The following is an 18,042-nucleotide window of genomic DNA, read 5'->3' as shown; positions in this document are numbered from 1 at the left end:
GCTGTGCCAAGCGGGGGGAGCGGGCTTTCGGCCTATCTGCCGTTGTTCATCATCGCCGGTATCATGGCCTGGCGACTGCGCAACCTGCAGAAAGCGCGGCCGCTGCGCCTCCCCCTGTTGTGGCTCATGCCGTTGATCGTGACGGCGGCGGTGTGCTTTGCACTCGCCGCCTTGCCGCCAACCGGTGCGGGCTGGCTGGCCCTTGCCGCCGGGCTGGCGATCGGCGGCGCCATCGGTGCGCAGCGCTCAAGGCTGATGCGCCTGCATGTCGAAGGCGAGGGCAGCGAAGCGCGGGTGATGGTGCGCCAGTCGCCGCTGGCGCTGATGCTGATCGTTGGCGTTTTCGTGATGCGCCGGGTGCTGCTGCCTGCCGGGATGACGATGGATGAAGGGCATCCCTCGGCGCACGCCCTGCTGGTCACCGACGCACTGCTGGGATTTGCGCTCGGCATGGTGGTGTTCAGCCGTCTGGTCCTGTGGATGAGGGCACGCGAAATGGTCGCCAACCACGTCTTCGACGCCTGACGACCCTTTATTGCAGCACTTTCGATTTAGTTGATGGCGCGTTCGCCAGCCTTGCCGACGGACTCTATATCGCGGCCTACGCCTTTGACTGTGTTGCAGGCTGAGGCCGAAATCAAAATGCCCCCGGCGGCGAGGGCAGTCATCAGCATTTTAATCATGGATCGAGCGTTCCGTTAAGGGTTTCGCCCGGTTATCCGATCGGTAGGGAACTGGAAAGCGCCCTACGAGATTTTTGCCGGCGGGCCGGGAAACTCGGTGGCGCCGAATATCCTGACCCGCCTGCAAGCCGTTGCCGGCTTATTTGATTGCGTCTTCGCCAGCCTGGCCGACCGACGAAACGTCGCGGCCCGCGCCCTTGACGGTGTTGCAGGCAGCTGCGGAGAAAACGATACCACCGGCGACGAGCGCGAGAACAAGCTTCTTGACCATGTCCATATTCCTTTTGTCGGTGCGGTCCGGGAAGGCCCGGTCCGCGCATCCGTGAAAACACACGGGTGCGGGTCAGGTTCCCACGGGTATTTTCTCTGGCTGCGCTTCTTCGATCGCGGCTTCATCCAGCGCGGAGGTGGGCGAAATGCGCCGGGACAGGAAATGCTCGCGCGAGGTGATTATCAGCCCGGCCGCGACGATGAGAGGCGCGCCCAGCCACATCGCCGCAGCGGGCAAGTGATCCCAGATGACCCAGCCATAAAGCGTGGACCAGATCAGCGCGCTATAATCCATGACAACTACAGTCGCGACCTGTCCGAAGCGCAGCGCAGCAGTGATGAGGAACTGGGCGAGGGCGCCGCTGAGGCCGATCGCAGCCAGCAACATCCATTCCCGAAGCCCATGAGGCTGCGCATAGAACGGCAGCAGGATGGCGGTGAACAGCGAGCCATAGAAGGCGAACCAGAAAACGCAGGCGATCGGCGCTTCGGTACGGGCGAGGTCGCGGATCTGGAAGCTGACGATGGCCACGATTACCCCGGCGCCCAGTCCCGCCGCCAGTCCCAGCGCGGGAACCGGGGCATCGCCGGGGCGGGCGATGACAAGTACGCCGACAAAACCCAGCACGACGGCGGTCCAGCGCCACTTGCCGACCGTCTCGCGCAGGACGAGAGCGGCTATCAGCACGGCGAAAAGCGGCGTGGTGAAGCCCAGCGTAGTCGCTACCGGCAATGGCAGCAGGGTGGCCGCGCCCAGGTTGCAGCACAGGCCCACGGTGCCGGTGGCGGCGCGCCTGGCATGGCTCGCCATGCGGTTGGTCCGCAGCAGGCGGATGCGTCCGGTCGCCAGCAGTACGCCGGCAATCAGGGGCAGGCTCATGGCCTGGCGCCAGAACATCAGTTCCGGCAATGCGACGCCGGCCTCTCCTGCAAGTTTGGCCAGCATGAACATCGTCGAGAGCATCGCCATCGCCGCCAGGCGCAGCGCGATGGCAACCATCGGACGGTCTGCGCGGGCAGGGGGCTGCGCGCGTTCTGGGCTGGGGGAGGAAGTCACTGGCAGGGCTTTAACTTGCCCGCGCTTGGAGGCAAGGGCGGCGGATGGACGATTCGACCAGGATCATGATGATTTTCGGAAGCCTCTCGGCGGTGCTGGCTGCCGTGGCATGGGCGGGCGACCGCCGGCGCCACCACCGCAAGGACATAGACCGGGTGGGCTTCATGCCGTGGACGCCGATCTTTTTCTGGTCGCTGCTTGCGGCGGTGCTGCTGCTGGGCCTGTCGGCGCGCAAGATCCTGGGCGGCTGAAGAGCGCGGCCGAATTCAGGCTCGGCGGGTGTTCAAGTTTCTTGAACAAGGCGATGTTCGAGAAACTTGAACAAGCCGGTCGAATTTATCCGGCTGGGCAGATTGCCGTCTGGATGGGAACGTGCGGCAAGTCACTCACTCCCGGAGAATCCCAATGAAGCGCATATTCGCATCGGCCCTGGTGGCCGCATCTCTCGTCGTGGCCGCGCCGATCGTGGCGCAGCAGGCCAACCAGAATGCCGCCGAAGTTCAGGCCGGCAACTATGCGCTCGACAGCCACCACACGCTGGTGCGTTTCAGCGTTGTCCACTTCGGCATCAGCGACTTCTTCGGCACGCTGCCGGGCGCCAGCGGCACCCTGTCGGTCGACCCCAAGAACGTCGCTTCGGCCAAGCTGGACGTCTCGGTGCCGGTTGCGACCGTTTCCACCACCAACAAGGTGCTCGATGAGGAACTGGTCGGCGCTGAATGGTTCGACGCTGCCAAGTTCCCCACGATGCGCTTCGTTTCGACGAAGGTGGTGAAGACCGGCAAGAGCACCGCCGACGTCACCGGCAATCTGACCCTTCACGGCGTGACCAAGCCAGTCACCCTCAAGGCCACTTTCAAGGCCGGCGCGGTCAATCCGATGAACAAGGCCTACACGCTGGGCTTCAACGCCACCGGCGTCATCAAGCGCACCGAGTTCGGCGTCAGCAAGTATGCGCCGATGGTCAGCGACGACACCACGATTGCCATCACCGCCGCTTTCGAGAAGCAGGCGAAGTGATCCGCGCGCAGCGGGCATAGGCCTGCTGCCGAAGGTCTGAAAAATGCACGGCGCCGTCCCGGACCTGATCCGGGGCGGCGTTTTGCCGTTCGCTTTCCTACATCGGCGAAATCGCGTTTAACCTCATGGATGAACACAGCTTCCCACGCACCTCGCCGTGCCCGGCATGTCCGGGTTCCCGCTTTTGCTCCCGTTATGCTGCGTGCCCGCGCCGATGGGTGGACGCCCGCGCGGCAGGCGGCATTCCTTGGCGCGCTGGCCGAGAGCGGTTCGGTGGAGGCGGCGGCGCGCAAGGCGGGCATGGCGCGCGAGACGGCCTATCCGCTGCGGCGCCGGCCTGGAGCCGGCAGCTTTGCGGCCGCCTGGGATGCGATCGTCGGCGAACGCGGCGACGCCAAACGGAAGGTCACAGTGGATGAGCGCGTGCAGCGGGCGTTTCAGGGCCTGCTGAAGGTGCGGATGTACGGCGGCAGGCACGTCGCCACCGAGCATAAAGCCGACAATCGCGCGCTTCTGGCCCAGCTTGCGCATGTGCGCCGTTCAGCGCGGGGCAGGGGCGGCGGCGGGCGAAGTTGATGGGGTTCCAGCGCTGTTTCGGTATCAATCCAGGGATAACGAAAGGGGGCCGCGCACGGCCCCCGTTGCCCTCTACCGATGGGGGAGGGTGCGCCGGTGCCTCAGAGGCAGGCTTCGAGGAATGCCTGATCGAAGCCGAACTGACGGGCCTTTTCCAGCGTATAGGGGCGCAGGCCGGACGGGCGGAATTCGCCGATGATCTTGCCGTCGTCGGTTTCGTCCAGATATTCGAACTTGAACAGTTCCTGGGTGACGATGACGTCGCCTTCCATGCCGATCACTTCGGTGATGTTGGTGGTGCGGCGCGAACCGTCGCGCAGGCGCTTTACCTGGACGATGAGGTCTACCGACTCGGCGATCTGGCGGCTGATGGCTTCCTTGGGGATTTTGATGTCGCCCATCAGGATCATGTTTTCCATACGGCCCAGGCATTCACGCGGGGAGTTGGCGTGGAGGGTGCACATCGACCCGTCGTGGCCGGTGTTCATGGCGGCGAGCAGGTCGAAGCACTCGGCGCCGCGGATTTCGCCCAGGATGATCCGGTCGGGGCGCATACGCAGGGCGTTCTTCACAAGGTCGCCGATGGTGATCGCGCCCTGGCCTTCGAGGTTGGGCGGGCGGGTTTCCAACGGCAGCCAGTGCGGCTGCTGCAGGCGAAGTTCGGCGGCGTCCTCGATCGTCAGCACGCGCTCGCCCGGGTCGATCATCTTCGACAGGGCGTTGAGCATGGTCGTCTTGCCCGAACCCGTACCGCCAGAAATCACCACGTTCATGCGGCAGGCGCCGGCGATCTTGAGCGCGGTGGCCATCTTCTCGCTCATCGAACCGAAGTCCTTGAGCATGTCGATGGTGATCGGCTTTTCCGAAAACTTACGAATCGAGATCGCGGTGCCGCGAAGCGACAGCGGCGGCACGATGACGTTGACGCGGCTGCCGTCCTTGAGACGGGCGTCGGCCAGCGGCGTGGTCTGGTCGACGCGGCGGCCGACCTGGTTGACGATGCGCTGGGCGATCTGGAACAAGTGCTGCTCATCGCGGAACTTGGTCGAGGCGAGCTGGAGCTTGCCCTTCTTTTCGATGTAGGTCTGGTTCGGGCCGTTGACCATGATATCCGAGATATCGGGGTCGTTGAGGAGTTCCTCCAGCGGACCGAAGCCGAGCAGTTCGTCGATCAGCACCTTCTCCAGCGCGAACTGTTCGCGGCGGTTGAAGGTGATCTTCAGCTCGGCCAGCACCTCGATGATGATCGGGCGGAATTCCTCGGACAGCTCGTCCTTGGTCAGGGTAGCGGCGGCTTCGGGATCGACGCGTTCGAGCAGGCGCGGCAGCACCTGTTCCTTGATCTTGTGGATCGAGGCTTCGAAGCCGTTGGTCTCGCCCTGTTCGTGAACGGCATTGGCGCGGTCCGCCAGGCGCGACATCGCGTCTTCGCGCATCGCGGCTGCCGTGACGGGGGCGCCGTCGTTACCGGGCAAGGGCGGGAACTGATCGCCGCCGGGCATAGGCGCGGCGCCGTTGGTGCCGGGCGCCGCGGTCTTGTCGCCGCCGCCTTTCAGCGGCTTTGCCACGCCGAATGCGGGCCGGGCACCCTGGCCCATGCCCCCTACCGAATTACGCCGACCGAATGCCGTCATGAAACCTTCAACCCTTCAGCCGCCCGGTATGATTTCGGGCGTGAAACACTGCGAATGCGGTGATGATTAAGGTTGAAACTTTGATAACTTACTAATGGCCCACGATTGCAGGATATAAACCGGATGAGTGGAGAAGGGGATGTCTGCTGGCTTTGCGCGCGGCCGCTGGGGCGGCGGACCGAATGGCATCATCCCGTGCCGAAAAGCCGGGGAGGGCGCGAAACGGTGCCGCTCCACCCGATCTGCCACCGGGCAATCCATGCCAGCCTCAGCAACGCGCAACTGGCGAAGATGGGGGCGGATTCTGCGGCTCTGCTGGCAGTGGAGGACGTGGGGCGCTTCGTGCGCTGGGTCTCAGGCAAGCCGCCCGACTTCCACGCGCCGACGCGGACGCGGAAGTAGGGGCGGGGGGCTTCGACAAGCTCAGCCTGACCCTTCGACAGGCTCAGGGTGAGCGGAAGTTACTCCATGCTTCCAACCCCGCTCAGGCTGAGCTTGTCGAAGCCCCCACCGCCCAAACGAAAACGGGCGGGCGGTCTTGCGACCACCCGCCCGTCTTAACGGAACTGCCGTGAGATCAGTTCTTGGCTTTGTCGACCAGGGCGTTTGCCGCGATCCAGGGCATCATGGCGCGCAGCTTGGCGCCGGTTTCCTCGATCGGGTGACGCAGCGCAGCCTTGCGCGACGCCTTCAGTTCGGGCTGGCCGGCGCGGTTGTCCATGACGAAGTCCTTGACGAAACGGCCCGACTGGATGTCCTCCAGAACGCGCTTCATTTCCTTCTTGGTCTCTTCGGTGATGATGCGCGGACCGGTCTTGATGTCGCCGTATTCGGCGGTGTTCGAGATCGAGTAACGCATGTTGGCGATGCCGCCTTCATACATCAGGTCGACGATCAGCTTCAGCTCGTGGAGGCACTCGAAGTAGGCCATCTCAGGGGCGTAGCCGGCTTCCACCAAGGTCTCGAAGCCAGCCTGCACCAGCGCGGTAGCGCCGCCGCAAAGCACGGCCTGCTCGCCGAACAGGTCGGTTTCGCATTCCTCGCGGAAGTTGGTCTCGATGATGCCCGAACGGCCGCCACCGACGCCCGAAGCATAGGCAAGGGCGACATCATGCGCGTTGCCGGTCACGTCCTGGTGGATCGCGACGAGGCAAGGCACGCCGCCGCCACGCTGGTATTCGCTGCGCACGGTGTGGCCCGGACCCTTGGGGGCGATCATGATCACGTCGATGTCGGTGCGCGGCTCGATCAGGCCGAAGTGCACGTTGAGGCCGTGGGCGAAGGCAAGCGCCGCGCCAGGCTTCATGTTGGCGTGCAGGTCTTCGGCGTAGATGGCGGCCTGATGCTCGTCAGGTGCAAGGATCATGATGATGTCGGCCCAGGCGGCCGCGTCCTTGTTCGACATGACCTTGAAGCCGGCGCCTTCAGCCTTCTTGGCAGTGGCCGAACCTTCGCGGAGTGCGATGGCGACGTCCTTGACGCCCGAATCGCGCAGGTTCTGGGCGTGGGCGTGGCCCTGGCTGCCGTAACCGAGCACGACGATCTTCTTGTCGGTGATCAGGTTGATGTCGCTGTCGGCGTCGTAATAGACTTTCATCGGTCTTCCTTCTGGTCGTCTCGGAGGTCATCCGGGACCGCTGTCGATCATGCCCCGCCCGATGATCCTCGGAAGGGCAAACTTGAATTACTCAGGCTTCTTCGGGGCCGCGCGCCATGGCGACGATGCCGGTGCGGCCGACCTCGACAAGGCCGAGGTCGCGCATCAGCGCCACGAAACTGTCGATCTTGTCCGGCGCGCCGGTCATCTCGAAGATGAAGCTCTCGGTCGTGGTGTCGACCGGGCGGGCCCGGAATACCTCGGCGATGCGCAGCGCTTCGACGCGCTTGTCGCCGACGCCGGCTACCTTCACCAGCGCCAGTTCACGCGCGACGTGCGGGCCCAGTTCGGTAAGGTCGACGACCTTGTGCACCGGGACCAGCCGTTCGAGCTGGGCGTGAATCTGGTCAATCTGGCTGGGCGGACCATGCGTCACGATCGTGATCCGGCTCACCTCGTGGTTGTCAGTGATGTCGGCCACGGTCAGGCTGTCGATGTTGTAGCCGCGCGCGGTGAACAGGCCGGCGATCTTGGCGAGGATGCCCGCCTCGTTGTCGACCGTGACGGTCAGGACGTGGCGTTCCTCGGCCTCTTGATGGATGTGCATCATTGTCTTCGTGCCTCTCAGACCAGCGCCTTGGCTTCGTCGTCCATGGTCCCGGCGACGTTGTCGCCGTAGAGGATCATGTCGACATGCGATGCGCCCGAGGGGATCATCGGGAAGCAGTTCGATTCCTTGTGGACCAGGCAGTCGACGATCACCGGACCCGGATAATCGATCATCGCCTGGATACCCGCGTCGAGTTCGCTTTCGTTCTCGATGCGGATGCCCTTCCAGCCGTAAGCTTCGGCCAGCTTCACGAAGTCCGGCAGGCTGTCCGAATACGAGTTCGAGAAGCGACTTTCGTAAGTCAGCTCCTGCCACTGGCGGACCATACCCATCCACTCATTGTTGAGGATGAAGATCTTGACCGGAAGACGGTACTGCGTGGCGGTGCCCAGTTCCTGAATGTTCATCTGGATCGAGGCGTCGCCGGCAATATCGATGACGAGGCTACCGGGGTTACCGCACTGTGCGCCGATAGCGGCGGGCAGGCCGTAGCCCATGGTGCCCAGACCGCCCGAAGTCAGCCACTTGTTCGGGCTGAAGAACGGGAAGTGCTGCGCGGCCCACATCTGATGCTGGCCGACCTCGGTCGAGATGATCGGGTCCTTGTCCTTTGTCAGTTCGAACAGGCGCTGGATCGCCAGCTGCGGCATGATCGCATCGTCGTTGAGCGGGAAGGACAGGCTCTTTTTCTCGCGCCAGGTGTCGACGCGGGCCTTCCATTCGCTCAGGTCCTGGCCCTTGCGGCTGCCCCATTCGGCCAGCATCTGTTCCAGAACGACGGCGCAGTCGCCGACAATGGGCAGTTCGACGCGCACGATCTTGTTGATCGAGGAACGGTCGATGTCGATGTGGATTTTCTTCGAATTGGGCGCGAAGGCGTCGAGGCGCCCGGTCACGCGGTCATCGAAGCGGGCACCGACGCAGACGATTAGGTCCGCCTGGTTCATCGCCAGGTTGGCCTCATACGTGCCGTGCATGCCCAGCATGCCCAGCCAGTCGGCATGGTCGGCCGGGAAGGCGCCCAGACCCATCAGGGTCGAGGTGACGGGCGCGCCGGTCTTCGCCTGAAGCTCTCGCAGCAGCTGCGTGGCGCGCGGCCCTGCATTGATGACGCCGCCGCCGGTGTAGAACACCGGAGCCTTGGCGGCCGCGATCATTTCGACGGCCTGTGCGATTTCCGCCGCTGTTCCCTGCGTGCGCGGTGCATAACGCTGGCGGCGCTGGGTTGGACCGTCGTTCCACGCGGCGGAGGCGATCTGGACGTCCTTGGGGATGTCGATCAGGACCGGGCCGGGGCGGCCGGTGGTGGCGATCTGGAATGCCTCGTCGATGACCGCAGCCAGTTCGGCCGGGTCCTTCACCAGGTAGTTGTGCTTGGTGCAGTGGCGCGAGATGCCGACGGTGTCGGCTTCCTGGAACCCGTCCGAGCCGATCAGCGCGGTCGGAACCTGACCGGTGATGACGACCAGCGGAATCGAATCGAGGAACGCGTCGGCAATGGCGGTGATGACGTTGGTCGCGCCCGGACCGGACGTGACGAGAACGACGCCGGGCTTGCCGGTGGAACGCGCATACCCTTCGGCGGCATGGCCGGCACCAGCTTCGTGGCGAACGAGGATGTGGCGCAGGCGCTCGTCGCCGAACAGGGCGTCATAGATCGGGAGCACGGCACCGCCGGGATAGCCGAATACGAATTCGACCCCCTGTCGGACCAGGCTTTCGACCAGGATGTTCGCGCCGCTGCGCTCTTCACTCACACCACGTTCCTTCTCAAATTCCATCAGCAGTCACCGCATACCTAACCGAAGCGATGGTGCCGTTTTTTCCGAGAGCGTTTCTTTCCGTCTGGAACCATAGATTCCGGCGAATTTCGCAGACCGGTAACCCCGGTGCGCCCTCTAATGAAACCGACCCGGCACGACAATGCCGTACCGGGCCGTCCCTCTCCTCCCTGCATAACTTCCATCAGCAAGGTAGAAGGGCGCTCTAGGCACCCGGATATGTCAGGTCAACCCCATCAAGCGAAATAAAATGTCATTCAAGGGTTCCTGGTTGTAATTATGAAACTCAATTCGAGGCCATTCGGCGGGTGGTTGATGCCTCAGCCATGTAAACTGCCGCTTGGCGTAATTGCGCGTGGCCTGCGATCCGCGTGCGGTCGCTTCTTCCACGGCCCAGTTTCCACGAAGGACTCCGGCGAGTTCGGGCACTCCGATGGCACGCATGACCGGCATGTCAGGATCAAGGCCGCGGGCCATGAGCGCCTCTACTTCGGCCAAGGCGCCGCGCTCGATCATGCGTTCGAAGCGCAGGTTGCAGCGTGCGAACAGCATTTGCCGCTCGGGCAGCAGGATAGCCGGATGAACCGCCACGGCATGGCCGATGCCGCCGCTGGTCTGCGCCTGCCAATGGGCAAGGCCGTGCCCGGTGGACCGAACCACTTCCAGCGCCCGCGCCACGCGGGTGGTGTCAGCCGGGGCGAGGCGGTCTGCGCGTTCGGGGTCCTCCACCTGAAGCGCGGCATAGGCCTGCGCCACGGGCAGCGCGCGCACGGCCTCGCGTATCTCGGGATCGATCGGAGGGACCGGGGCGATGCCGTCCAGCAGGGTGCGGATATAGAGGCCCGTGCCGCCGACGAGGATCGGCACCGTGCCCGCCGCATGCACCTCGGCGATGGTATCGCGCGCGGCCTTGGCCCAATCGGCGGCGGAGCAGGCCTGTGTGCCGTCCCAGGCGCCGAACAGACGGTGTTCGATGCCGCCCATTTCCTCAAGGGTTGGTCGGGCGCTCAACACGGAGAGATTGCTGTAGACCTGCGAACTGTCGGCATTGACGACGACCGCGCGCCGCCCCCGTCTTTCCAGTTCCAGCGCCAGCGCGACGGCACAATCGCTCTTGCCGCTGGCGGTCGGCCCTGCGATGAGCGCCAGCGGCGGCCGGTCTCCGGCGTCGATATCGTATGGCGTATCAAGGGAATTCGCAGTGCTCATAGCGCGGCTGATAGCAGAACCGGACCACCTTTCGGCAAGACTCGATGCGGCCAAGGCCCAGATGCAGCAGGCGGGCGTGCGGATTGCCGATGCGTCCATGCTCGATTTCTGCGGTCAGACGATGCAGATCGACTCGCCCGACGATGACGCGGCGGCGTTGCGCGAGGCGCTTGATGCGCACTTCCAGCCCACCGACGGTCTCGTTACCACCGAAGAGCCGATCGTGCCGCGCCTGTTCATCTCCGACATGGATTCGACCATGATCGGGCAGGAATGCATCGATGAACTGGGCGATTTCGCGGGGCTCAAGGAACGCATCGCCGCGATCACCGAACGGGCCATGCAGGGCGAACTAGACTTCGCGCAGGCTCTGTACGAGCGCGTCGGCCTGCTGGAGGGTCTTTCTACCAGCGCTATCGACGAATGCCTTACTGCCCGCATCCGCCCGATGCCGGGCGCCAAAACTCTGGTCGAGACGCTGAAGAAGCTGGGCTGCCGCACCGTGCTGGTCACCGGCGGCTTCCACCACTTCGCCGATCCGGTCGCCGCACAGCTTGGTTTCGAGCATGTCGTGGGCAATCGCTTTGAGGTCGCGAATGGCAAGTTGACCGGCGGGCTTGAGGGCGGGATCGTCGACTCGGCGGTCAAGAAGGCAACGCTGCTTGCCGAAATGGCGAAGCTGGGAGAGGGAGCCACGTGCCTCGCCACTGGCGACGGCGCCAACGACATTCCGATGCTGGAAGCGGCGACTTACGGCATTGCCTACCACGCCAAACCGAAAGCGCGTGCTGCTGCCAATGGCTGGGTCGACCGAGGAGATCTGACTAGCGTGCTGCGCCTGCTGGGCATCCCGCAGAGCCAGTGGGTGAGCTGAGTTTTCACTCATCATTGCGAGCCCCGGCTCGCGATGATGAAGTGTTTTGCGAAATTGCATCAGGCTCTATGTTGCCAGCTTGAAATGGCAGGACGGAGCAGAGATGTCGGTACGCGTGAGCCACCCCCGTTACCTGCTGTTCCTTGGCGTATTCGCGCTTGCGGCGCCTGCATTCACCCTGCTTCTGCGGCGTGAGGAAGCGGTGATCGCGGGTTTCGATCTTGCGGTCTTCGCTTTCGCGGCATCGTGCGTATCGCTCTGGTGCAGGGGAGACGCCGAAGTCATGCGCCGTCAGGCGCGCCGGGACGATGCCGGACAATTCCTGCTGCTGATTCTGAGCGGGCTGATCAGCAGCGTGGTGCTGGCTGCGCTTAGCCTGCTGATTCTCGACAAGTCCGCGCTGGGCGCAGGCGGTATCGCCCTGTTGGTGGTGACACTGATAGCAAGTTGGATGTTTACCAACCTGATCTTCGCGTTTCACTATGCGCGGCTATATTACGCGCCGGACACCGGCGGAGATCACGAAGGTCTAGAGTTTCCAGGTGGTTGTACCCCGGACTTTTCAGATTTTGTGAACTTTGGTTTCGTCATAGGCATGACGTGCCAGACGGCGGACATCACGATCACGAAGACCGCGATGCGGCGCGTATCGACGTTTCACGGCCTATTCGCGTTTGCCTTCAACCTCGGCATTCTGGCGCTGAGCGTCAACGTGCTGGCCAGCGCCGGGCCGGGGTAGAGCGTTGCCCCGAATCTGGTTCGGGGCAACGAAAGATCAGGCTTCCATCCAGTCCTTGAAGAACGCTTCGTTGGCTTCGCGAAGGGCTGCTATCTCGAGGCCGGCAACCGTGGTGCCTGCCACAGTGCCGATCTTCGCAGCGCCGGGAAGCACGGTGCCCGCAGGAGCAGTCAGCACATAGCGCGACTGGTCTTCGCCAAACGCCTGCGCCGTGGTCAGGTTACCCTCGACAATGCAGCCAAGGCCGCTCGCCAGTGCCATCTCTGCCAGCGCGACGATGAGGCCGCCGTCGCTCAGGTCGTGGACTGCCGTAACCTTGCCCTCGCCGATCCAGCCGCGCACCGTCGCACCGTTGGCGAGTTCGGCGTTGAGGTCGACGACCGGCGCATCACCGGCTTCGCGGCCACCGATGTCCTTGAGCCAGAGCGACTGGCCAAGATGCGTGCCTTCACCGCCGAGCAGGAAGATGTCGTCGCCCTCGGTCTTGAAAGCGATCGTCGCCATCTTGTCGTGGTCCGTCAGCAAGCCGACGCCGCCGATCGCCGGGGTCGGCAGGATCGCCGAACCGCCGCCGGTGGCCTTCGATTCGTTGTAGAGCGACACGTTGCCCGAGACGATCGGATAATCGAGCGCCCGGCACGCATCGCCCATGCCGTTCAGGCAGCCGACGATCTGCGCCATGATCTGGGGACGCTGCGGGTTCGCGAAGTTGAGGCAATTGGTGATCGCCAGCGGCAGACCGCCAACGGCGCTGATGTTGCGGTACGTCTCGGCAACGGCCTGCTTGCCGCCCTCATAGGGGTCGGCGTAGCAATAACGCGGGCTACAGTCGGTGCTGATCGCCAATGCCTTTTGCGTCCCGTGGACGCGCACCACCGCAGCGTCACCGCCGGACTTCTGCATCGTGTCGGCGCCGACCTGGCTGTCGTACTGCTCCCAGATCCACTTGCGCGATGCGAGGTCCGCGCCGCCCATCAGTTTGAGCAGGTCCGCACCGATGTCGGTCGTTGCAGGCACATCGCCCAACTCCGGAACGGCGGCCCACGCCTTGTATTCCTCAGCCGTGACGTAGGGGCGTTCGTATTCCGGCGCATCGTCAGCCAGCGGACCAAGCGGGATGTCGCAAACGACTTCGCCGTCAAATTCCAGCACCATGTGACCAGTGTCGGTGACTTCGCCGATCACAGCAAAGTCCAGTTCCCACTTTTTGAAGATCGCTTCGGCCATCGGCTCCTTACCGGGCTGGAGAACCATCAGCATGCGCTCCTGCGACTCGCTGAGCATCATCTCGTAAGGCGTCATCGCCTCTTCGCGGCAGGGCACCATGTTCATGTTCAAACGAATGCCAGCGCCGCCCTTGCTGGCCATTTCGACCGACGAGGATGTCAGGCCCGCTGCGCCCATGTCCTGGATCGCGACGATGGCGTCGGTCGCCATCAGTTCGAGGCAGGCCTCGATCAGCAGCTTTTCGACGAACGGATCGCCGACCTGCACGGTCGGGCGCTTTTCGTCGATGTCGTCACCGAAGTCAGCGCTTGCCATGGTCGCGCCGTGGATGCCGTCGCGGCCGGTCTTCGATCCGACGTAGACGATCGGATTACCCAAACCGGTGGCGGCAGAGTAAAAGATCTTGTTGGTATCGGCCACGCCCACTGTCATCGCGTTGACGAGGATGTTGCCGTCGTAGGCCTTGTGGAAGTTGGTCTCGCCGCCGACGGTGGGCACGCCTACGCAGTTGCCGTAGCCGCCGATGCCCGCGACCACGCCCTTGACCAGATGCTTCATCTTGGGGTGATCGGGCCGGCCGAAGCGCAGCGCATTCATGTTGGCAACTGGGCGCGCGCCCATCGTGAACACGTCGCGCAGGATGCCGCCAACGCCCGTCGCCGCGCCCTGGTAGGGCTCGATGTAGCTGGGGTGGTTGTGGCTTTCCATCTTGAAGATGGCGGCCTGTCCGTCGCCGATATCGATAATGCCAGCGTTCTCGCCAGGGCCACAGATCACCCAGGGCGCTTCGGTAGGCAGCTTCTTCAGGTGGAAGCGGCTCGACTTGTACGAGCAGTGCTCGGACCACATGACCGAGAAGATGCCGAGTTCGACGAGGTTCGGCTCTCGACCCAGCGCGCTCAGGACGCGCGCGTATTCCTCGGGGTTGAGGCCATGCGCCTCGACGACTTCTGCGGTGATCGTGCTCATGCCACGCGCCTTAGCCATGTCGATGCGCGCGCGCTAGATGGCTTGTTGCGCGATTGTGCGGGCGGCGGTCCGGCCGGGCGATCACACCGTAATTTCGCGGGCGCCACCTTGACCGGCCCAATCCGGCCCGCCATTGCTGCGGCATGGCTTCCGAGACGCAAACCATCGATCCCCTCAGCTTTGAAGACGCCCTGCGCGCGCTGGAAACCATCGTGCGCCAGCTGGAAAGCGGCGATGTGCCGCTGGAAGACTCGATCTCGCTTTACGAAAAGGGTGAGAAGCTGCGCCAGCATTGCCAGAAACGCCTTGATGCGGCGCAGGCCCGGATCGAGAAGATCGTTGCCGGGCCCGACGGCGCTGCCGCCGGCACCCAGCCGTTCGATGCGCCGGATCGCTGACGCATGAGCGCCGTGGGCGTCCCCGATTCGCTGCTGGCCGACGGCCTTTCGCGCATCGCCGAAGAGATCGACAGCGCCTTCGATGCGCTGCTTCCCGTTCCTGACGATGCCCGCGCGCGCCTGATCGAGGCCATGCGTTATGCCGCGATCGGCGGCGGCAAGCGGCTGCGGCCGTTGTTGCTGGCATCCGTGGCAGAGATGTACGGCGTGCAGCGCGAGGCGGCGATCCGCGCCGCTGTCGCCATCGAATCGATCCATGTCTATTCCCTGATCCACGACGACCTGCCGTGCATGGACAATGATGCCCTGCGCCATGGCAAGCCGACGCTGCATATCGCCTTCGACGAGGCGACTGCGGTACTGGCGGGCGATTCGCTCCACGCCTTTGCTTTTGAAGTTCTGTCGGACCCGGTCACCAGCCCGGACCCTTTCACCGCCATCGAACTGGTGCGCACGCTTGGCGCTGCCAGCGGCGCGCAGGGGATGGCGGGCGGCCAGATGATGGATCTCGTCGCCGAAACCAGCGAGTTCGACCTGCAGACAGTCACCCGGCTCCAGCAGCTCAAGACCGGCGCCTTGCTCGGCGCAGCGGTGGAAATGGGCGCCATTCTGGGCCGTGTGCAGCCTGAAGGGCGGGGCCATCTACGCGGCTACGCGCGCGATATCGGCCTGGCCTTCCAGATCGCCGACGACCTTATCGACCACGAAGGCGATGCTTCGGTCGCCGGCAAGGCGGTGGGCAAGGATGCGAAGGCTGGCAAGGAAACTTTCGTTTCGCTGCTCGGCCCGGACCGCGCGCGCGACCAGGCCCGGATGCTCGTCGAGCAGGCTGTTGGCCACCTGGCTCAGCACGGGCGCGAGGCAGACCTGCTGCGCAGCCTTGCGCGCTATATCATCGAGAGGGATCACTGATGGCTGTCGAACGCATCGGCGTTTACCCCGGCACTTTCGACCCGATCACCCTGGGGCATGCCGATATCATCCGGCGCGGCGCCAAGCTGGTCGACAAGCTGATTATCGGCGTCACCACGAATCCTTCGAAGAATCCGCTGTTCACGCCGGAAGAGCGCATGGCCATGGTCACGCGCGAAGTGGCGACGATGGGCATCGACAACGTGTCAGTAGTCGGCTTCAACGCGCTGCTGATGAAGTTCGCGCAAGTGCAGGGCGCTAGCGTGATAGTGCGCGGCCTGCGCGCTGTTGCGGACTTCGAATACGAATACCAGATGGCCGGCATGAACCAGCAGCTCAATTCCACCATCGAGACGGTGTTCCTGATGGCGGACGTGGGCCTGCAGCCGATTGCGTCCAAGCTGGTGAAGGAAATCGCGATGTTCGGGGGGGATATCGTGAAGTTCGTCAGTCCCGCAGTGCGCGAGGACGTGGTCGCACGGATTGCCCAGAACGGGCTTCTTGGCGACTACTGATCGGTGCGGGCTGGCGGGCTCACCGGAAATTCGTTCATTGTGTCGACAGCGGCCGCGCTCTATCGCGCAAAGCCTGGGATCGGCCGGATCCAGAAATAATTGGCCTGTGAGTAATCCATGAAGTTTCGCCTCCCCCTGACTGCGTTGATGTTTGGCGCTGCGCTCGTGGCTGCGCCGGCGTTCGCCAAGGACAAGGAGCCGGTCACCCCGGCACCTGCCGCGCTGCCAACTCTGATCGATACCGACATCACCCACGATCCCGACGATGTCCTCCTGCTGGACCTGTCGGACGGCGGGCGCGTCGCTATTCGCCTGATGCCGCAGTGGGCCCCGCACCACATTGAGCGGATCAAGACGCTGGCCAAGCGCGGCTTCTACAACGGCGTCATCTTCCACCGCGTGATCGATGGCTTCATGGCGCAGACCGGTGATCCGACAGGCACCGGGCAGGGCGGTTCCGACCTCCCGGACCTCGAAGCCGAGTTCAATTCGATGCCGCACCTGCGCGGCACGGTGTCTATGGCCCGCACCAACGAGCCGAACAGCGCGAACAGCCAGTTCTTCATCGTGTTCTACCCGCGCTTTGCGCTGGACCATAAGTACACCGTGTTCGGCCGCGTGATCGCGGGCATGAACTATGTCGATGCGATCCAGCGCGGCGAACCGCCCGAAAATCCGACGAAGGTGATCCAGGCTTCGCTGGCTTCGGAGAACAAGCCGGCCCCCGCCCCGACACCTGCGGTCGCTCCTGCAGCGCCGGTGCCAACGGCAGCGCAGCTAAACAACTCCAAGTCGAACTGAGCTTCGTTAAGTCCGGGGTGAGCAGGGCGGGATTCTCGCCATGTGCTCACCCCGAGCTTGTCGAAGGGGCCGCACTGGTCTAGCCCGCCGCGCCATGCGCGTTGACCTTTTTGACTTCGACCTTCCCCCTGAAAGCATAGCCCTGCGACCGGCGCGTCCGCGTGACGCGGCGCAGATGCTGGTGGTGGATGGGCAGGGGCCTTTCTCCGACCGCCATGTACGCGATCTGCCGGGCGCCTTGCGTGCGGGCGATGTGCTGGTGTTCAACGACACCCGTGTCATCCCGGCCCAGCTCGAAGGCATTCGGGGCGAGGCAAAGATCGGCGCCACCCTGCACAAGCGCATCGACTTGCGCCGCTGGCAGGCCTTCGTGCGCAATGGCAAGCGCCTGAAGGCAGGCGACGTCGTGACCTTCCCGGCCGAGGTCACCGCCGTGGCCGAGGAGCGTCATGACGACGGCAGCTGGACCCTCGCCTTCCAGGGGGACGAGCCTGTCGAAGTCTTGCTCGAACGCGCCGGCCGGATGCCGCTGCCGCCCTACATCGCCGGCAAGCGGCCCACCGACGAGGCCGACGCCAGCGATTACCAGACCATGTTCGCCCGCGAAAAAGGCGCTGTCGCCGCGCCCACCGCCGCGCTGCATTTCACGCCCGAACTGATGGAGGCCCTGGGCAGCGCCGGGATCGGCAGCGAAACGCTGACCCTTCACGTTGGCGCTGGCACGTTCCTGCCGGTCAAGGCCGACGACACCGCTGAACATCGGATGCACGCCGAATGGGGCCGCATAGATGCAGCCGCCGCCGACCGTCTCAACGCGGTGCGGGCGGGCGGCGGGCGGCTGATCGCGGTCGGCACCACCTCCTTGCGCGTGCTCGAAAGCGCAACCGGTGAGGACGGCGTGATCCTGCCTTTCGAGGGCGACACCTCGATCTTCATCACCCCCGGCTATCGGTTCAAGGCGATCGACGGGCTGATGACCAATTTTCACCTGCCCAAGTCAACCCTGTTCATGCTGGTTTCAGCGCTCATGGGGCTTGAGCGGATGCAGGCGGTTTACGCGCACGCCATCGAAAACGGATATCGTTTCTACAGCTACGGCGATTCGAGCCTGCTGATTCCCTGACAAGCCTGAATCGTAATCAATTATCGGACAAATTATCGTGCGAGGGG

Annotated in this window: 21 protein-coding genes; 12 read left to right on the top strand and 9 right to left on the bottom strand. The window is 64.1% G+C overall.

The genetic code is table 11. The features are described from left to right. Positions 1–3: 3 nt before the first annotated feature. Positions 4–525, top strand: a complete 522-nt coding sequence (locus tag TQ38_RS10240; RefSeq protein WP_240197857.1) for a CcdC protein domain-containing protein — start codon at positions 4–6, stop codon at positions 523–525. Positions 526–551: 26 nt separating this feature from the next. On the opposite strand, the gene TQ38_RS10235 is transcribed toward TQ38_RS10240, so the two are convergent. From TQ38_RS10235 to TQ38_RS10225, 3 genes are all read right to left on the bottom strand, one after another. Continuing rightward, a complete protein-coding gene (locus TQ38_RS10235) occupies positions 552–683 on the bottom strand; it encodes an entericidin A/B family lipoprotein (protein WP_043972906.1) in 132 nt (43 codons plus the stop codon). Between the two features lie 139 nt (positions 684–822). After that, on the bottom strand, positions 823–954 hold the full coding sequence (locus TQ38_RS10230; protein WP_043972909.1) for an entericidin A/B family lipoprotein: 132 nt from the start codon (positions 952–954) through the stop codon (positions 823–825). 72 nt (positions 955–1,026) lie between these two features. Then, on the bottom strand, positions 1,027–2,010 hold the full coding sequence (locus TQ38_RS10225) for a DMT family transporter (protein ID WP_370059767.1): 984 nt from the start codon (positions 2,008–2,010) through the stop codon (positions 1,027–1,029). 44 nt (positions 2,011–2,054) lie between these two features. On the opposite strand from TQ38_RS10225, the gene TQ38_RS10220 reads away from it, so the two are divergent. From TQ38_RS10220 to TQ38_RS10210, 3 genes are all read left to right on the top strand, one after another. Continuing rightward, the gene (locus TQ38_RS10220; RefSeq protein WP_043972912.1) at positions 2,055–2,261 is read left to right on the top strand and encodes a hypothetical protein; all 207 of its coding nucleotides are present in this window, start codon (positions 2,055–2,057) and stop codon (positions 2,259–2,261) included. Between the two features lie 154 nt (positions 2,262–2,415). Continuing rightward, positions 2,416–3,030, top strand: coding sequence for a YceI family protein (locus TQ38_RS10215; RefSeq protein WP_043972915.1), 615 nt, complete (start codon positions 2,416–2,418; stop codon positions 3,028–3,030). Positions 3,031–3,159: 129 nt separating this feature from the next. Further along, positions 3,160–3,606, top strand: coding sequence for a hypothetical protein (locus TQ38_RS10210; protein ID WP_162792238.1), 447 nt, complete (start codon positions 3,160–3,162; stop codon positions 3,604–3,606). Positions 3,607–3,707: 101 nt separating this feature from the next. Here TQ38_RS10210 and TQ38_RS10205 read toward each other — a convergent pair whose 3' ends face one another. Then, positions 3,708–5,240: a CpaF family protein gene (locus TQ38_RS10205; RefSeq protein WP_082057582.1), complete on the bottom strand. Its 1,533-nt coding sequence runs from the start codon at positions 5,238–5,240 to the stop codon at positions 3,708–3,710. A gap of 123 nt (positions 5,241–5,363) precedes the next feature. Here TQ38_RS10205 and TQ38_RS10200 point away from each other — a divergent pair, with 123 nt between their 5' ends. Further along, positions 5,364–5,642, top strand: coding sequence for an HNH endonuclease (locus TQ38_RS10200; RefSeq protein WP_043972919.1), 279 nt, complete (start codon positions 5,364–5,366; stop codon positions 5,640–5,642). 175 nt (positions 5,643–5,817) lie between these two features. On the opposite strand, the gene ilvC is transcribed toward TQ38_RS10200, so the two are convergent. The 4 genes from ilvC to miaA form a co-directional block, all read right to left on the bottom strand. Continuing rightward, a complete protein-coding gene (gene ilvC / locus TQ38_RS10195) occupies positions 5,818–6,837 on the bottom strand; it encodes a ketol-acid reductoisomerase (RefSeq protein WP_043972921.1) in 1,020 nt (339 codons plus the stop codon). A gap of 91 nt (positions 6,838–6,928) precedes the next feature. Continuing rightward, positions 6,929–7,447, bottom strand: a complete 519-nt coding sequence (gene ilvN, locus TQ38_RS10190) for an acetolactate synthase small subunit (protein ID WP_043972923.1) — start codon at positions 7,445–7,447, stop codon at positions 6,929–6,931. Positions 7,448–7,461: 14 nt separating this feature from the next. After that, on the bottom strand, positions 7,462–9,204 hold the full coding sequence (gene ilvB / locus TQ38_RS10185; protein ID WP_043973468.1) for a biosynthetic-type acetolactate synthase large subunit: 1,743 nt from the start codon (positions 9,202–9,204) through the stop codon (positions 7,462–7,464). Between the two features lie 246 nt (positions 9,205–9,450). Beyond that, positions 9,451–10,437 (bottom strand): tRNA (adenosine(37)-N6)-dimethylallyltransferase MiaA, encoded by a 987-nt coding sequence (miaA, locus tag TQ38_RS10180; protein WP_043972925.1) that lies wholly within the window; start codon positions 10,435–10,437, stop codon positions 9,451–9,453. Here miaA and serB point away from each other — a divergent pair. Next, the gene (gene serB, locus TQ38_RS10175) at positions 10,430–11,311 is read left to right on the top strand and encodes a phosphoserine phosphatase SerB (protein ID WP_043973471.1); all 882 of its coding nucleotides are present in this window, start codon (positions 10,430–10,432) and stop codon (positions 11,309–11,311) included. The genes miaA and serB overlap by 8 nt on opposite strands. Before the next feature lie 103 nt (positions 11,312–11,414). Continuing rightward, the gene (locus TQ38_RS10170; RefSeq protein WP_043972926.1) at positions 11,415–12,050 is read left to right on the top strand and encodes a DUF1345 domain-containing protein; all 636 of its coding nucleotides are present in this window, start codon (positions 11,415–11,417) and stop codon (positions 12,048–12,050) included. Between the two features lie 36 nt (positions 12,051–12,086). On the opposite strand, the gene purL is transcribed toward TQ38_RS10170, so the two are convergent. Then, entirely contained in the window at positions 12,087–14,246 is a 2,160-nt protein-coding gene (gene purL / locus TQ38_RS10165; protein WP_043972929.1) for a phosphoribosylformylglycinamidine synthase subunit PurL, read from the bottom strand. A 143-nt stretch (positions 14,247–14,389) separates the two neighbouring features. Here purL and TQ38_RS10160 point away from each other — a divergent pair, with 143 nt between their 5' ends. The 5 genes from TQ38_RS10160 (at position 14,390) to queA (ending at position 17,995) form a co-directional block, all read left to right on the top strand. Continuing rightward, a complete protein-coding gene (locus TQ38_RS10160) occupies positions 14,390–14,644 on the top strand; it encodes an exodeoxyribonuclease VII small subunit (protein ID WP_043972931.1) in 255 nt (84 codons plus the stop codon). 3 nt (positions 14,645–14,647) lie between these two features. Beyond that, a complete protein-coding gene (locus TQ38_RS10155; RefSeq protein ID WP_043972933.1) occupies positions 14,648–15,556 on the top strand; it encodes a polyprenyl synthetase family protein in 909 nt (302 codons plus the stop codon). Next, the gene (gene coaD / locus TQ38_RS10150) at positions 15,556–16,071 is read left to right on the top strand and encodes a pantetheine-phosphate adenylyltransferase (protein ID WP_043972935.1); all 516 of its coding nucleotides are present in this window, start codon (positions 15,556–15,558) and stop codon (positions 16,069–16,071) included. The genes TQ38_RS10155 and coaD overlap by 1 nt, the downstream gene beginning before the upstream one ends. Before the next feature lie 117 nt (positions 16,072–16,188). Further along, positions 16,189–16,872, top strand: coding sequence for a peptidylprolyl isomerase (locus tag TQ38_RS10145; protein ID WP_043972937.1), 684 nt, complete (start codon positions 16,189–16,191; stop codon positions 16,870–16,872). A gap of 94 nt (positions 16,873–16,966) precedes the next feature. Continuing rightward, positions 16,967–17,995 (top strand): tRNA preQ1(34) S-adenosylmethionine ribosyltransferase-isomerase QueA, encoded by a 1,029-nt coding sequence (gene queA / locus TQ38_RS10140; protein WP_043972940.1) that lies wholly within the window; start codon positions 16,967–16,969, stop codon positions 17,993–17,995. The last annotated feature ends 47 nt before the right edge of the window (positions 17,996–18,042 follow it).

The sequence above is a fragment of the Novosphingobium sp. P6W genome (genome assembly GCF_000876675.2).
Classification (GTDB): Bacteria; Pseudomonadota; Alphaproteobacteria; order Sphingomonadales; family Sphingomonadaceae; genus Novosphingobium.
This window is presented reverse-complemented; position numbering and strand designations above follow the sequence as displayed.

What these genes read in the sequence shown, in the direction of transcription:
- TQ38_RS10235 (WP_043972906.1), bottom strand. Translation starts at nt 683, where the DNA reads ATGATTAAAATGCTGATGACTGCCCTCGCCGCCGGGGGCATTTTGATT.
- TQ38_RS10230 (WP_043972909.1), bottom strand. Translation starts at nt 954, where the DNA reads ATGGTCAAGAAGCTTGTTCTCGCGCTCGTCGCCGGTGGTATCGTTTTC.
- TQ38_RS10220 (WP_043972912.1), top strand. Translation starts at nt 2,055, where the DNA reads ATGGACGATTCGACCAGGATCATGATGATTTTCGGAAGCCTCTCGGCG.
- TQ38_RS10215 (WP_043972915.1), top strand. Translation starts at nt 2,416, where the DNA reads ATGAAGCGCATATTCGCATCGGCCCTGGTGGCCGCATCTCTCGTCGTG.
- TQ38_RS10210 (WP_162792238.1), top strand. Translation starts at nt 3,160, where the DNA reads ATGAACACAGCTTCCCACGCACCTCGCCGTGCCCGGCATGTCCGGGTT.
- TQ38_RS10205 (WP_082057582.1), bottom strand. Translation starts at nt 5,240, where the DNA reads ATGACGGCATTCGGTCGGCGTAATTCGGTAGGGGGCATGGGCCAGGGT.
- TQ38_RS10200 (WP_043972919.1), top strand. Translation starts at nt 5,364, where the DNA reads ATGAGTGGAGAAGGGGATGTCTGCTGGCTTTGCGCGCGGCCGCTGGGG.
- ilvC (WP_043972921.1), bottom strand. Translation starts at nt 6,837, where the DNA reads ATGAAAGTCTATTACGACGCCGACAGCGACATCAACCTGATCACCGAC.
- ilvN (WP_043972923.1), bottom strand. Translation starts at nt 7,447, where the DNA reads ATGATGCACATCCATCAAGAGGCCGAGGAACGCCACGTCCTGACCGTC.
- miaA (WP_043972925.1), bottom strand. Translation starts at nt 10,437, where the DNA reads ATGAGCACTGCGAATTCCCTTGATACGCCATACGATATCGACGCCGGA.
- TQ38_RS10170 (WP_043972926.1), top strand. Translation starts at nt 11,415, where the DNA reads ATGTCGGTACGCGTGAGCCACCCCCGTTACCTGCTGTTCCTTGGCGTA.
- purL (WP_043972929.1), bottom strand. Translation starts at nt 14,246, where the DNA reads ATGAGCACGATCACCGCAGAAGTCGTCGAGGCGCATGGCCTCAACCCC.
- TQ38_RS10160 (WP_043972931.1), top strand. Translation starts at nt 14,390, where the DNA reads ATGGCTTCCGAGACGCAAACCATCGATCCCCTCAGCTTTGAAGACGCC.
- TQ38_RS10155 (WP_043972933.1), top strand. Translation starts at nt 14,648, where the DNA reads ATGAGCGCCGTGGGCGTCCCCGATTCGCTGCTGGCCGACGGCCTTTCG.
- coaD (WP_043972935.1), top strand. Translation starts at nt 15,556, where the DNA reads ATGGCTGTCGAACGCATCGGCGTTTACCCCGGCACTTTCGACCCGATC.
- TQ38_RS10145 (WP_043972937.1), top strand. Translation starts at nt 16,189, where the DNA reads ATGAAGTTTCGCCTCCCCCTGACTGCGTTGATGTTTGGCGCTGCGCTC.
- queA (WP_043972940.1), top strand. Translation starts at nt 16,967, where the DNA reads ATGCGCGTTGACCTTTTTGACTTCGACCTTCCCCCTGAAAGCATAGCC.